Origin of the sequence: Rhodococcus sp. DT1 (assembly GCF_049844875.1) — a bacterium.
Taxonomy (GTDB): domain Bacteria; phylum Actinomycetota; class Actinomycetes; order Mycobacteriales; family Mycobacteriaceae; genus Rhodococcus.
The window spans coordinates 452,946-468,572 of the sequence record NZ_JBNCLW010000003.1 but is presented as its reverse complement, the minus strand read 5'-3'; the positions used below and the strand labels follow the sequence as shown (position 1 = coordinate 468,572).

The 15,627-nt window shown below is 65.0% G+C and carries 5 protein-coding genes; all 5 read left to right on the top strand.

All coding sequences use genetic code 11. From position 1 onward, the window contains the following. Window positions 1-40 precede the first annotated feature (40 nt). From ACLQ3J_RS09800 to brxD, 5 genes are read left to right on the top strand one after another with little or no spacing between them, the layout of a single operon-like run. On the top strand, window positions 41-4,159 hold the full coding sequence (locus ACLQ3J_RS09800) for a protein kinase domain-containing protein (RefSeq protein ID WP_425903015.1): 4,119 nt from the start codon (window positions 41-43) through the stop codon (window positions 4,157-4,159). Beyond that, window positions 4,159-7,761 carry a BREX-2 system adenine-specific DNA-methyltransferase PglX gene (pglX, locus tag ACLQ3J_RS09795; protein WP_425903014.1) on the top strand — a complete coding sequence of 1,201 codons (3,603 nt, stop codon included), beginning with the start codon at window positions 4,159-4,161 and terminating at the stop codon, window positions 7,759-7,761. The genes ACLQ3J_RS09800 and pglX overlap by 1 nt, the downstream gene beginning before the upstream one ends. Then, the gene (locus ACLQ3J_RS09790; RefSeq protein ID WP_425903013.1) at window positions 7,701-11,528 is read left to right on the top strand and encodes a DUF6079 family protein; all 3,828 of its coding nucleotides are present in this window, start codon (window positions 7,701-7,703) and stop codon (window positions 11,526-11,528) included. The genes pglX and ACLQ3J_RS09790 overlap by 61 nt, the downstream gene beginning before the upstream one ends. Next, window positions 11,525-14,335 carry a BREX-2 system phosphatase PglZ gene (gene pglZ, locus ACLQ3J_RS09785; RefSeq protein WP_425903011.1) on the top strand — a complete coding sequence of 937 codons (2,811 nt, stop codon included), beginning with the start codon at window positions 11,525-11,527 and terminating at the stop codon, window positions 14,333-14,335. The genes ACLQ3J_RS09790 and pglZ overlap by 4 nt, the downstream gene beginning before the upstream one ends. Next, on the top strand, window positions 14,332-15,627 hold the full coding sequence (brxD, locus tag ACLQ3J_RS09780; protein ID WP_425903009.1) for a BREX system ATP-binding protein BrxD: 1,296 nt from the start codon (window positions 14,332-14,334) through the stop codon (window positions 15,625-15,627). The genes pglZ and brxD overlap by 4 nt, the downstream gene beginning before the upstream one ends.

Genomic DNA, 15,627 nt, shown 5'->3' with positions numbered 1-15,627 from the left:
CTCGTTCGGCCGCGATTCGAACCGAGAAGTAGGCGGTGACGTGGCACAGAGCGATGATCGCTGGGTCGAGGTCTCGAAGTCGGCGTTCGCGCACGAGACCGACGGTCTGGCGATGCTCCGGTACATCGTGCCCAAGGCGTCCCCTTACCGCGCGTGGACGAATTTCGAGTTCATGGACAACCACGGACAGTGGCATGAGATCGACGCGCTGGTTCTGGGCCGGCGCCGACTGCATTTGGTCGAACTCAAGCACTACACCGGCGTCCTGCAGGGCACAGAGACCAGCTGGGTGCGCACTACCCTCGGGGGCAAGACCCGTACCCAACGCTCCCCACTGCTGATCACCCGCCGCAAGGCCCAGCGGTTGGCGACGCGGATCGAAGAAGAGGCCCGCAAGGTTGCGCAGCAAGCCGGCCTGAACGCAGAGAAGGTACGACGCGCCCTGCCGTTCGTGCAGGAGTCCGTGTTCCTTCACGGCGCCCCATTCAAGGTCGACATGCCGGACCTGGCGAAATCGGGGCTGTTCGGCCCGGACGGATTCGAGGACGAGACCGGTCTGCCCGGCATCTCGACCCGGCTACTGGAGCCGCCCACCGAGACCAAGCGCGTGGACGAGGACCTGTCGGTCATCATCGCCCTCGCACTGAAGAACCTGGGCATCGCACGCCGCACCGAACGCGACGCGGGGTCGTGGACGATCACCGGCACCCCCCTGGCCAGCGGCGACGACTGGCAGGAATGGGCCGCCACCCACAAGGGCACAGACGAACGCGCACGTGCGCGGATCGTTTCGTTCCACCGCGGCACCCCAGTGCAGGCACGGGCGGCGTCGCACCGACGAATGCAACGGGAGTTCTCGCTACTCTCCTCGCTGCGGCACGACGCGATTGTCGCGCCCCGTGATCTGGTTCAGGACGACGACGGCAACACCGTCATCGTTTACCCGGACATCCCCGGCTACGAACCCCTGGATCTAGCCCTGGCGACACGCACCCTTACCGCGGAGCAGCAACTGCTGATCCTCACCCAAACCGCCGAGGCCGTCGCCTACGCGCACCGCAATCACGTCGCACACCGAGGCCTGGGTCCGAGCACCGTGCTCGTCCACACCGATGCTCTCGATCGAGGCGAGGTACGAGTCCGTCTCGCAGACTGGTCGTGGGCCGGCCGGGTGCACACCGGAGATACCCGATCCGCGACGATGCTCGGCACCGCCGTCGCGCCGGGCAGTGCCCCGGCCGATGCCGTCTACCAGGCCCCGGAGGATCGATGGGCCCCGGACGCCGACCGGCTCGCGCTGGACGTGTTCTCACTCGGGGCACTCGCGTACTACCTGCTTTCGGGTGGGCAGGCACCCGCCCGCGACCGTGCCTCGTTGCTCGAACGACTGCGGCTCGAACAGGGCCTGGATCTGGCGGCGTCCGGAGGCGGGTTCGTCGACGAGACGTTGCGCGCGCTGGTGCTGCAGGCAACAGCTCCGTCGGTGTCGACGCGCATGAAGACGGATCGCAAGACCGGCCGTCCCGAGTTCGGTGCGCAGCAGTTTGTCGCCGCACTTTCCGACTACCGGCACGACCGATTGGCCACGTCGGCGGCCCCGGAGGCGGATCCGCTCAATCCCGCTCCTGGTGCGCTCCTCGGGGGCCGCTTCGACGTGGTGCGAGTGCTGGGCGCCGGTTCCACTGCACGCGGCGTGTTGGTCACCGACCGGGAGCACGACGACCAACTGCGGGTACTCAAGGTGGGACTTGACGACGCCGCCACCTCTCGCCTCCACGATGAGGCACTGGTTCTTACCGAGCTGGCCCGCCAGTCCCCGCCGGTGCCCGGCGTGGTGGAGCTCATCGAAGGACCGATCGAGCTCGCGCACCGCACAGCGCTGCTGCTGAGCAACTGCGGCGAGCAGACACTCGCAGACGTCGTGCGTTACACCCCGCTCGGGGAAACGCAGCTGCGAAGCTGGGGCAAGGAGTTGCTGGATGTGGTGGTCGCGCTCGACGCGGCCGGCATCACCCACCGCGACCTCAAACCCTCCAACCTGGGTTTGGCAAAGCCCGAAGGCAAAGCCAAGGCGAAAGCCAGGCTCGCGCTGTTCGACTTCTCGTTGTCACGCGCCCCCGTCGAGCAGATCGACGCAGGTACTCCGCCATATCGGGATCCATTCTTGGGCACCGGCATTCGCACCTCCTATGACTCCGCGGCGGAGCGATACTCGGCGGCCGTGGTGCTGTACGAGATGGCAACGTCCGGAACTCCCGTATACGGGGACGGTTTGAGCGACCCACGTGTTCTCGACGACGACGTTTCCGTCTCGGCGGAAGACTTCACTGCAGGAGGCGTGAGCGCCGCCCGCGCCGATGCGCTCGCGGACTTCTTCCGGACCGCGTTGGCACGCGACGTGAAGAAGCGGTTCGATACCGCCGCTACCATGCGGGACGCCTGGACCGCAGTCTTCAAGGCGCAGACGATCGAACCGGCATCGACACCGAAGAAAAAGCACACCCCGCCGCCCGTTCCGGAACCCGTGCAACCCATCGGTTCCGCAGCGACGTACACCTCGCTCGCGTCGCTGGCGGACGAGTTCGCTCGCGCGGCCGCGACGAAGCCTTCGGCGATCCGTCGACAGGTAGTGGAGCTGGTTCTCGGGTCGCATCCGAACAGCACCGACGATCCGTTCATGACCTATCAGATGGTGGCACCGCGCGCCGGAGTTTCCTCGGGTCGCATCGCCCAGATCTTCGGTGAGTTCCCGTCGCTGTGGGCAAAGAACCCGCAGCTCGCGGCGACCGTGGAGGACTTGTACGGGCGCATGCTTACGCTGCTCGAATTGTCCGGTGGTGCTTCGACGCCGGATTTGCTTGCTCAGAAACTCGCCGGCGCGCTCCACACCGACGGGGTCGAGAACCCGCAGCGGACCGCGCTCGGTGTGCTGCGGCTCCTACTGGCGTCGCCTCCACACGCCGAGAACGACGAAGGGGGCGCGGCCGTCGCCGCAGTGCACATGGTGCGGCGGCACGGCTCGGGCACAGTCGCGATGATCTCGCTGCCCGGGGTCTCACGCAAGCTGCCCGCGGTGCTGGCGGCACGTGCCGAGGCACTGGTGGACGCCGCACAGGCTCAGGGGTCGCTGCTGGTGGCACCTGCGGAGTCCGAGTCGGCGCTGCGCGACGCCACAGCAGCACTGTTGGATGTCGCTGCCAGCGACGTGGAGATCCCGGGCCACGCGCTGCTGCGTATGGCTGCAGCATCGTCGACGCAGGTTGCCTTGTCGTCTCGTGACGAGTTGCACGCTCGATCGATGCCGATTCTCGAGGCGTTGCGTATGCTACTGCGCGGCCTCTCGGCAACGGACTCCTTCGGCCGGTCCGAACTGGAATCGCGTCTCGCAGCGCGTTTCCCAGCGTTGGCGAAGTCCCTGCCCCGCCGCCCGGAACTCGACGCGGTGGTGCTGTCTCTCGTACCGGACATGGAGTGGAACGACGCCCGCGCTCGTTACCAGTTCGTGCAGGAGCAGGCCGCGGCCTCCTACGTGCCCACACGCCACACTCGCACCCCCGCTCCTGTGCATCGGGAGCACGGAACGTCCGATGTCGAATACCTTCTGGCCTCGAGCGTGCAGGAACGAACGTTCCGGGCTCTCGGTGTTCCTCTGGGTACCTCCGACGCGGTGGCTGCGGCGCTGGTTGAGAGATTCGGGGCAACCCACATCGACGTGACGGAGCTTCTACTCGGTTCGCTGCGATCGAAGGCCGCGACCGCGGGCATCGACTGGAACATGATTCTCGCTGCAGACGCAGGCGCTACCGCCGACCGTGAAGGGCTGAAAGGATTTGTCGCTCAAGCAATTCCGACACTCATCGAGGCGATCTCGGCAGCGAGCGGTCCAGTGGTTCTCACCGACCTGTCGACACTCGCCGCGTACGGGCAGCTCGACGTGCTCGGCAGATGGACCGATCTGACCACCCCGCCTCCACATGCTGTGTGGGCGCTGGTGCCGCAGCGTAACGAGGCCGGCGGGCGTCCTGGCTCGAAGGTAGACGGCACGAGGTTGCCGATCAACAGCCCGGAACAATTCGCGCAGATCGACGATACAGAAGTATCAGCGCTACTCAGCGCTGCAGCGCAGACCGAGGATTCGACAATGAAGGAGCACGCCTGATGGCATTGGCCACGATCGCCGGAGCCCAGTTGACGGCCGCACTCAAGCCGCAACTGACCCTGCTGGTCGATGACATGCGGGCACGGCTGAACGCCGACACGCACGAACTCGAAAACTGGCGCACCACCCACCGTGAGGCCGTGCGCGAACAGCGCACCGCCACGTCATGGACTGACTGGTCCGAAGATCAGCTCACCCAGGCGGCCGTCGGCTGGCTCCTTACTTCCGTGTTCGTGCGGTTCTGCGAAGACAACCTGTTGCTCGGCGACACCGCGGTGTGGATCGCCGGCCCCACCCCTCTGCTGCGGCAACGTGCCATCGATGCCGAGAATGCCTTCTACCGCGAACACCAGGACTGCTCCTACCGCGAGTGGCTCGAACAGTCCTTCGACGCGCTGCGCCGCAACCCCGCCACCCAAGCGCTGGTCGACGAACACGCTGCGCTCAACATCATCTCCCCGTCCTCCGACCTCGTCCAGCAACTGCTCGGGTTCTGGCGCCGGACCGACGACGTGGGCGAGTTGGTGTGGTCGTTCAACGACGAGAGCCTCTCGACAAGGTTCCTCGGCGACCTGTATCAAGACCTGTCGGACTTCGCGAAGAAGAAGTACGCGCTCCTCCAAACCCCTGACTTCGTCGAAGAATTCATCCTCGACCAAACCCTCGAGCCTGCGCTGAGAGACCGCCCGCTCGAAGGATTCAAACTCATCGATCCGACCTGCGGCTCCGGCCACTTCCTCCTCGGCGCCTTCGACCGGCTCGTAGAACGCTGGCACCGTCATGCCCCGGGCGTTGAGCTCCGCACCCGCGTGGACAACGCGCTCGCCTCTATCTACGGAGTGGACCTCAACCCGTTTGCGGTCGCAATCGCCAAGTTTCGACTGATCGTCGCAGCGATGAAGGCATGCAATGAACCATCGCTGATGCATGCCCCGAAGTTCACACTCAACCTCGCCGCCGGCGACTCCCTGCTACACGGACCGGAGAAAGGAGGCAAGGAAGCGTTCGACTTCGGCGACACAGCGTTCGACAAAGACGCTGTCGCAGCCGGTTTCACCTACAGCACCGAAGACGCGCGAGTACTGCGACGAATTCTTGCGGCAGGTCAGTACGACGCAGTCGTAGGCAACCCGCCCTACATCACCGTCAGCGACCGGGTCCTCAACGATCGCTACCGGGAGATCTACCACTACTGCAAAGGGACCTACGCACTGACTGTTCCATTCATGGAGAAGTTCTTCGATCTTGCCAAAACCGGTGAGCGAGCTGGATGGATCGGGCAGATCACATCTAACTCCTTCATGAAGCGTCGTTTCGGCGTGCTCCTCATTGAGGAGTTCCTCGCACGCAAGGATCTCCGCTTGGTCGCCGATACCTCTGGGGCGTATATTCCCGGTCACGGCACTCCCACAGTCATTATTGTCGGTCGCAATCAGTCCTTGATCCACAACTCCGTCCGAGCTGTGCTCGGTATCCAGGGTGAACCTGGGGCGCCAGAGACTCCAGCGAAGGGGCTGGTGTGGACATCAATCGTCGATCATGTGGACCAGCCCGGCTACGAAGACCAGTGGGTTTCGATCCTCGACCTTCCGCGGAACAACCTCCGCCGTCACCCCTGGAGCCTCAGTGGTGGCGGTGCCGTCGAACTACTGGAGGCACTCAACGCGCAGCGATCAGCGTCGATCAAGGACTACCAGAAGCGGATCGGGTTTTTTGGGGATAGCCACGCAGACGAAGCCTTCTTCATCCCACTGCAGCATGTCTCACGATTAGGCGGATTGTCGGCCCAGCTTCGACTCTCAACTCGTGGCGACGCGGTTCGCGACTGGACCGCACAGTTCGACGAAGCTGCCATTGTGCCGTACGACGTCCATTTGCACCTCGTTGATGATTCGATGTTAAATGCCCGACTTGCTCAAGAACTTTGGCGATCACGAACGGTCTTGGGTAACCGATCAACCTTCGGCGGCGGAACATACTTTTCCGAGAAGCGCGGCTGGATGGAATGGCACCAGCTTCCCCGCGACGAAGGCACCTCGCCCCTAGCCATCACCTTCGCGTTCGTCGCCACCCACAACCACTTCGTGCTCGACCGTGGCGGCAAGGTGTTCAACCGTTCCGCACCGGTGATCAAGTTGCCGGAGGGGGCGAGCGAGGACGATCACCTGCGGCTCCTGGGCACCCTCAACAGCTCGACCGCGTGCTTCTGGCTCAAGCAGAACAGCCAGAAGAAAGGCGGCGGCGGACACGGAGGCGGCGCAGCTGATCAACCCTGGTCACATACATACGAGTTCACCGGCACGACCCTCCAGGACTTCCCGCTGACGAAGGAAGTCCCGCTAGAACGGGCCCGCTACCTCGACACGTTGGCGCGCCAACTCACCGTCCAAGAACCTGCGGCGGCGATCGTAGCTCCCGGCCACACCCGCACCACCATCGACACCGCTCGAACTGAACACGGCCTTCTTCGCGGGTTGATGATCGCCGAGCAGGATGAACTCGACTGGGAGGTCTACCGCCACTACGGCCTGTTCGACGACGATCTCGCCCTTCCGCCTGGACAAGCACCTGGCATCGCTCTGGGCGAGCGGGCGTTCGAAATCGCCCTCGCACGCAAGATCGCAGCCGACGAAGGTGAGTCCGAATGGTTCGCCCGCCATGGATCAACACCGATCACTGAGCTCCCTGCGCACTGGCCGGCCGAATACCGGGCACTAGTCGAAAAGCGCCTCGCCGTTATCGAATCCAACCCGTTCATCCGTTTGCTCGAACGCCCCGAATACAAGCGCCGCTGGGCCGGTGATTCGTGGGACGTGAAGCTGCAGCGTGCCCTGCGGGATTGGCTGCTCGACAAACTTGAGGACCCGACCCTGTGGTTCACCCAGCACGGGACCCCGATCCCTCGGTCGGTCAGTGAGCTGGCGGGACACGTCGAAAAGAATCCTGAGTTCATCGAAGCTTTGGATCTGTGGGCAGGGCAGAAGGACGCACCCGTCACTGCAACTCTCGTCAAGCTGCTCGCCAACCAAGCCGTCCCCTACCTTGCAGCCCTGCGCCACAAGGACTCCGGGCTGCGCAAGCGCGCCGAGTGGGAGCGGGTATGGGACATGCAGCGTGAGGAAGACGCCGGGCTGATCAAAGCCGCGGACATCCCTGTACCCCCGAAGTACACCAGCGCCGACTTCCTCAAGTCGTCCTACTGGTCGCACCGCGGCAAGCTCGATGTACCGAAAGAACGGTTCATCGCCTACCCCAATGTGGGACGTGCCACCGATCCGACCCCGCTGCTCGGGTGGGCTGGCTGGAACCACGCTCAGCAGGGTTTGGCGCTCGCCACCATCTATGCCATGCGCGAGTCCGAGGGCACACCGTTGACCGCATTGGTGCCTGTCGTCGCGGGCATCGCCGAGGTGCTGCCCTGGGTCCAACAGTGGCACGCCGGTGTCGACCCGAATCTCGGGGTCGACCTCGCTGAGTACCTGACGGCCCAACTCGCCGAGAAATCCGCCGCGGTCGGTGTTCCGGTGCAGGATCTGCCGGCGTGGCGACCCGAAAAGAAGACCCGCGGCCGCAAGGCAGCAACCGGAAAGGCAGGCCAGTAGTGTTCCCCGGCGCCTCGACTCCCGCGCGCACCTTGCGCGAGACATTCGACATTCCTGAATCACACGGCACCAATGACTACGTGTTGCGGCTGTCCGATTCGGTAGGCGAAGACCACCTCGCTGCGACCGTCGACTCCTACGTCGTCACTCCCGCCCTCGTTGAAGCATTCGACTCGGCCCTATCGGTAGTCGACGAGGCACTGCGCTCCGGCGAAAACAAGGCAGCCTTCCTCCACGGCTCGTTCGGATCCGGTAAGTCGCATTTCATGGCCGTACTACACGGCATCCTCGGACACTCTCCTAAGGCTCTGTCCGTACCGGAGCTTCAGCCGATCGTGGCCCAACACCCCACGGTGAACCAGGCGAATCTGCTGCGACTCACGTTCCACTTCCTCGACGCTACGAGCGTCGAATCGGCGCTGTTCGACCAGTATCTGCGGCAGATCGCCGCTGCTCACCCCGACGTGCTTCCCCCGGTATTGCACTCGGCGGGTGGGCTGTTCGGCGATGCAGACAACCGACGCCGCGAGGTGGGCGACGAGAAGTTCTTCGCCGCGCTCAACAGCGCCGGGGGCCCGCAGGCCAGCACCACGGTCAATTGGTCCGCATTGGGTCAGGCGACCGGGGCGTGGACACCCGAGACCTACGCAGCAGCGAGTGCTCCCGGTGCAGATCCCGCCGAGCGCGCTCGGCTGCAGCAGGCCCTGGTGTCCACCTACTTCACCAGCTACTCGCGCAACACCGACTGGCTCTCTCTCGAAGACGGTCTCGCCGTCATCGCCGACCACGCCAAATCGCTCGGTTACGACGGCGTCGTTCTCATGCTCGACGAACTCGTGCTGTGGTTGACATTCCTCATCACCGAACGCGAACGTTTCAACGCCGAGGTGCAGAAGATCACCAAACTGGTCGAGACCAGCAGGGGGCGCCTCGCCGTACCAGTCATCTCGTACGTCGCCCGACAGCACAACCTCGCCCAGTGGGTGGCCAGCGGGCCCGATGCAGGCGCCATCCAGCAGGCCGTCGAGCGTGCCTTCGCGCATCAGGAAGGCCGTTTCGGGCTCGTTACCCTCGGCGACGAGAACCTCCCCTATATCGCGCACAAGCGGCTGCTGCAGCCACGAGACGCCGATGCCAAAGCCGCCCTCGACGCCGCGTTTGCTCGTCTCGACCGCAGCCCGCAGGTATGGGATGTGCTCCTGGACGGTGTCAACACCGATGACCGGCACCGCGGCTCCGATGCTGATGCTTTCAAGCTGACCTACCCGTTCTCGCCTGCGCTCATCGCGACGCTGCGCGAGTTGTCGGGACAGATGCAGCGCGAGCGCACCGCGCTGAAGGTCATGCAGCAAATGCTCTCTGACAACGCCGACCGGCTCACTATCGACAATGTGATTCCTGTCGGCGAGGCGTTCGACTACATCATCGACAGCGCCAACGCGACCCCCATCAACGAAGCCGCCACCCAGACGTTCAAGACTGCGCGCTCGCTGTGGACCGATAAGTTGCGTCCGTTGCTTTTCCGCAATGCGAATGTTCCCGAGTCCACACTGGACAAGGACGTGCCGCCCGGTCTGCGCGCAGATATTCGTATCGCCAAGACGTTGCTGATGTCGGCGGTGGCCCCGAATGTGCCTGCGCTCAAGCAGATCGACGCCGCTCGGTTGGCCTCGCTCAATCACGGCAGCGTCATCAGCCTCATCCCGGGTGACCAGATCGGACAGATCACCGGCAAGGTCAAGGCGTGGGCGGCGGAGATCCCCGAGTTGTCCGTCACGGCAGACGCCAACCCCATCATCTCGGTGACTCTCGAATCGGTCGACTACGAGCGGATCGTTCGCCGCGCCCAGGCCGAGGACACCGACGGCCGTCGCCGCGAGCTGATGCGCGAGATGCTCTCCGAGCAGCTGGGTGTGGTCGGAGCCGACCACACCGTCGACAACGCACTGCTCCGCCAGGTGATCTGGCGCGGAACCCAACGGCAAGTGGAGATCGTGTTCGGCAACATCCGCGACCACGGCTACCTGCCGGACGAAGCCTTCCGGCCCTCGATCGACGGGGCGTTGCGGCTCGTCGTCGACCTACCGTTCGACGATGCCGGCCACACCACCGGCGAGGACCACGACCGCATCGACCAACTCCTGCGGACCGGACAGGATCGGTTCACCGTGGCATGGTTGCCGAACTTCTTCAGCCAAAAGGTAACTCGGCAGCTCGGCCGGCTCGTGATCCTCAACTACGTGCTCGCCGGGGACCGGTGGGCGTCCTACGCGAACGAGCTGTCCGACGCGGACCGGGCCGCGGCCCGATCGATCCTGCAACAGCAGCAGACACAGGTGCGTGGCCAGCTGGGGACAGCCATTCAAGTCGCCTACGGAGTGGCAGCCGGATCCGGTTCGGCCTTCGCACCCGATCAGCCGCCGCTGCGGTCGCTGCACGCTGGTTTCGCCGTGCAGCCTCCGATCGGACACGACCTGGGCGAGGCCGCCAACCGGTTGATCGCCGACGCGTTCGCCGCGCTGTATCCCGATCACCCCGAGTTCACTCCTGCCGATCAGCTCATCACCCGGCGTCAGCTGAATACGACGTTGACACGGTTGCGGGAAGCCCAGGCGGTAGAAGACGGACGTATCCCCCTCGACCGCGGTGAACGCGACACTGTACGACGCGTCGTCGAATCCCTCGGTATCGCCCGCACCAATGACACTCATTTACTTTTCGGCCCAGAACATTTCGCGAGCTGGCGTAACCGCATCACTCAGGAACTCTCACGCGGCGGTTTCGACGAGTCCGGGGACGTTCACATCGAGGATCTGCGCAATGCGATCGTCGCGAGCGGACCGAAGCGGGGTTTGACCGATGACATGGTCGACCTGGTGGCGGGCGCGTGGGCAGCGCAGGGCAAACGGTCGTGGTTCCTGCACTCGTCTCCCATCACCGAACCGGCCATCGGCGACTTCCGACGTGGCACCACACTGCGCCTCGAGCCCCTTCCGGACCGTCAGGTGTGGACCCGGGCGTGCACTCGGTGGGAGACACTGACCGGACTCACGGTCAACGATTACCTCACCGCCACCAACGTCGCGGCGTTCGTTCAGCATGTGCGCGACCACGCAGCAAGCGGACGCGCCGACCGGTCGCGCCTCGTCGATGTCCTCACTCGCGCATACGCCTATCTCGGCCTCAAAACCGGCAAGCGCTTCGATCTGGCGCGGGACCTGACCGAGATGCTCGACGCGCAACTCAACCACCTGGACAACATCGCCATGGTCGAGGCGATTGCGCATGCTCCCCTCGCAGGCACAGACCTGGAGGCCGGCAAGTGCCTTACTACGGCGGTGTCGGTTGCCGACGCAGTCAGCCGCTATTCGCTCGACAAGTTCACCGTGCTGCGCAACGCAGCAGCACTGGACGATGAGCGAGGCCGCGAAGCGGCTGCAATCATCGACGCAGCTGCGGGCGCGTTCGCCGACCATGAGTATGCGCGCCCGCTGGCTGGAGCTCTTCGAACCGCTGATGCGGCACGGGACCGCTGGATCGAGAAGTGGCTTACATCGTCCGAGCCCGCAGGGAGTACGACACCCGAGCCGGCGCCCTCCTGGAGCAGGTCTACCGATCCCGCGTCGCAGGGGTCTACGCCACCGTCTCGGACTGTTACTCTCACCGCGCACGGCAGCTTTTCGGTGATCGAAGCCCGCTTGAGGGAACTCCTCGATGCGGATCCGAACGCCACGTACACCGTCACGATCACCAAGGTGGAGCCGTGACCGTCGCTGCCGGATTTCCTGAGGCCGACGTCGCGGCAGTACGCAGTCTCGTCGCTGGACTGCGCAGCAAGAACTACTCGCATGGGGTCATTGCCCTTGCGGCCGCGCCCGTATGGTCGGGACCGGACGAGATCGACTTCGACGGCCAATCGGTGCGGGTGCGTGTCGCGCCGAGTGTTCTGGCGATCCGCGACGCACTCACCGAGCGGCACCGTGCTGATTGGGTAGTGATTCTGACCGATCGTGACGCCGCAGAACTCCCCGCCGGTGTGCTCGAACACCTCACCGCCGGACGACTGTCGAATCTGGATCCGTGGCCGGCGTTGCGAGAGCTGTTCCAGGCTGCCAGGCAAGAGTTTCAGCTGCTCTCGCTGAGCAACGATGCCGCCCGCGCCGCATTGCGCGACCTCGACGGCGTGCGCGCCCCCGCGCCCGGTGGGGTACTGACGAACGATCACCTGTTCGCGACGCTGGCCGACCGAAACTTCGGATTACGCCCAGCCGAGTACACACCTCATCACATCGCGTTGTGGTCGATGGACGACGCGATCACCGCCCGGTTCGAGGTGTGGCGCCAGCACACCGATCCGGTGCTTCTCGAGCAGTTCTACAGCTGGATCGAGACCCGGCTCGGCCCGCTCGGCCCGGTCTTCGTCGCAGTGTGGCGAAGCAGAGGCCCGGGGCACCTCGTCCCGCTCGGACTCGTCGCAGCGCTCATCGGCGACGGTAGCGCGGCCTCTGTAGCGTTCCCCGCGGCGCGAGACACCATCGTCAAAGCCCGCACCCTGCTCGAGGTCGAGCTCGGAAATCGTGCCCTCACCGAGCAGCAGCTCACCGCGTGGGGCAACGCCGCTGCACTTGCGGTGTCGGGCACCAACGTTCCCGACGAGGTGCTGCGCCGGGCCGAAGATGCAGTGCGACGCCTGCACGCCGAGCCGCTGGTCGCGCGGTCCGACGTCCTACCGATGGCACTTGCCCCGCGCATTGCGCAATTCGCAAAGGCCCTCGGAGCAGCCGTCGATTCCGGTGATCTCGCGATAGCGGAAAACGCGTGGGCAGACGTTGTCGCCCACCGCAGTGCGCACGTCGGCACCGCCGATGCACCACGGAATGTACAGGTCGGGGCAGCTGCGCTGCGTCTGCTCCGTCGACGGAACCTCGAATGGTCGGAGCCTGCCGGTTTGACCCACTGGCTCTCGTACTACCGGTGCGACCTGTCGTGGGTGGACGACGCCGTCAACGATGCATTCGTCGGTGCCGACGACCGAGCCCTGGCAACGGTGGCCGATCGAATAGTCACTGCGGTGCGCAACCAGCGGTCCGAGGCGGATCGTCGATTCGCGCGCCAACTCGCCTCCGGCGGCGGCCATCGCGCCGGCTCGGGCGGCCCGCTCTATATCGAAGACGTGCTCGACCGAATCGTGAAACCGCTGACGGTGCCGGCACCGGGACCCACCGGTGGGCTCGGCAGCGTCTCCGCAGGCGGACCGAAGCCCTCGCCTGTACTGCTCGTGATCGCCGACGGGATGAGCGGATCGGTCGCCAATGAAGTTGTCGCCGACGCACTGCGGCGACACCGGCCACAATGGCAGGAATGCCGGTTCGCCGGCGCAGACCAGCCGCACGCAGCACTCGCGGCACTGCCCACCGTGACCCGCTTCTCGCGCTGCTCGCTCCTGACCGGAGATCTCGCCGAGGGTGGGCAAGACAAAGAGCGATCCGGGTTTGCCAAATGGTTGCAGCACAACGGGTTGAAAGGCGCTGGACAGGTCCTGTTCCACAAGGCCGATCTGGATCTGGTCTCCCGAAATCACGCACTTGCCGACGTCGTCCGCGATGCGGTGGACGACACCGAGCATCGCCCGGTCGTGGCGTGCGTCCTGAACGACATCGACGATGCGCTCGATCGGTCCGATCCCATCGGCATCATCTGGAGCACTGCAAGCTTCAAGCATCTCGATCCACTGCTCACTGCCGCCGCAGCGGTGGGCAGAACTGTCGTGCTGGTCAGTGATCACGGGCATGTCGTCGAACGCCGCGAGCAACCGAGCGTCCAGCGCGGACAGCAAATCTCCGCGCGATACCGGTCCGCCTCCGACCTCGACCCCGAACCCCGCGAGGACGAAGTGCTCGTCATCGGCGAACGGGTCCTGTCCGGACACCAGCGCGCGATCCTCGCCGTGGACGAACAAGTGCGTTACACGGGCCTCAAGGCCGGATACCACGGCGGCGGCTCACTGGCCGAAGCGGTGATCCCCGTGTCCATCCTCGTCAACGGCGCGCTACCACAGCATCTCGGGCTCGAAGTGGCCCCTGCGCCGCAACCCGCATGGTGGGAAACGGCGCGTGCCGCACCGACACCCATGGCCGCCCCTCCTGTCGCCGCGGCACCGGTTCCGAAACGCAAGAAGCCGCCAGCCTCCACGAAACCCGTTGCACAGGCCGATGCGCTGTTCGACGTCGGCACGCCCGCCGGCCGCCCTGCCGCCACGGCGCCCATGGGCCGCGACCGGGTCGCGGAGGTCCTCGGCAGCGAGCTCTTCAAGCAGCAGTACGCGCAGTTCCGACCCAAGTTCACCAAGGCGGTCATCGGCAAGTTGTTGCAGGAAATGCTCGACGGTAACGGTCGGCTGGCGTTGAGCCGAGCTGCGGACGTCCTCGACGTGAAGCCGGCCCGCGCTCGCGCCGCGATTGCTGTGCTCGCACAGGTACTCAACACCGACGGGGTGGTGGTGCTCTCCGACAACGGCACTGAGGTCGAGCTCGAATCCGCGCTGTTGTTCGAGCAGTACGGAGTTGCGCCGTGACCACGTTGTCGCCGGTCCGGCGGCGAGAGATCCTGCAGGCGCTGCGACAGGGAACCGTTCCTGCCGGCAACCTCGATGTGCTTGCCGTAGGCATCGACAGGTTTGCTCCGACCGTCGACGATGACCTCGACGCCATCGCCGCCGGTGGATCGGTGTTCAAGGCTGTGCGTGGCGAATACGGTTCGGGTAAAACCTTTTTCGCTCGGTGGATACAGCAGCGCGCTATGCGTCGCGGCCTGGCGGTGGCCGAGGTCCAGATCAGCGAACTCGAAACACCCCTCCACAAGCTGGAAACGGTGTATCGCCGGACTACCGAGTCCCTGCGCACCGCCGCGTTCCCTCCCTCTGCCTTCCGCAGCGTGCTCGACGCTTGGTTGTTCGGTGTCGAGGAGGACGCCGCGACTGCGGCGGGAGTGGACGAAGCGACCGAGGAACAGATAGACGCGCTGCTCGAGCAGCGCCTCGCGGCCGTTGCGACTGTGACACCGGTGTATCCGATGGTGTTGCGCGCCTATCGCGCCGCTCTCGCCCGTGAAGACGCCGTCACCGCGGATGCGCTCGTCGCCTGGCTCGGAGGGCAACCGCACGTGGGTGCCGCCGCGAAACGGGTTGCCGGCGTTCGGCAAGACGTCGACCACTTCCTCGCCATGGGATTCCTTCAGGGTTTGCTCGCAGTGCTCGAAGGAGCGCGACACCCGGGGTTGCTCCTGGTGATCGACGAAGTCGAGACGCTGCAGCGGATGCGCTCGGACAGTCGCGCCAAGGCGCTCAACGCGCTGCGTCAGTGGATCGACGAGCTCGACTCGGGTCGATATCCGGGGTTGTATCTGCTCATCACCGGTACACCTGCATTCTTCGACGGTCGACTCGGCATCCAGTCGCTGCCGCCACTTGCGCAGCGCCTTCACACCGACTTCACCACCGACGCTCGCTTCGACAACCCGCGCGCTCCACAGATCCGTCTTGCCGGGTTCGACTTGGAGAAGCTCGTCGAGGTGGGCATTCGGGTGCGTGACGTGTATGCGAATGGTGCCTCGGCACCCGACCGGATTCGCGCCCTGGTCGACGACTCTTACTTGCGCGACCTCGCATCCGCAGTGGCCGGCAAACTCGGAGGGCAGGTGGGAATCTCACCGCGGCTCTTCCTCAAGAAGCTTGTGCTCGACGTGCTCGACCGAGTCGACCAGTTCGACGACTTCGATCCGCGACAACACTACGCGTTGACGGTCGCGTCGACCGAGCTGACGGACACCGAGCGCGCCGCGGTTTCCGCGGACGACGTGGAGCTTTAA

Coding starts and splice junctions, on each gene's coding strand:
- pglX (WP_425903014.1), top strand. CDS start 4,159: ATGGCATTGGCCACGATCGCCGGAGCCCAGTTGACGGCCGCACTCAAG.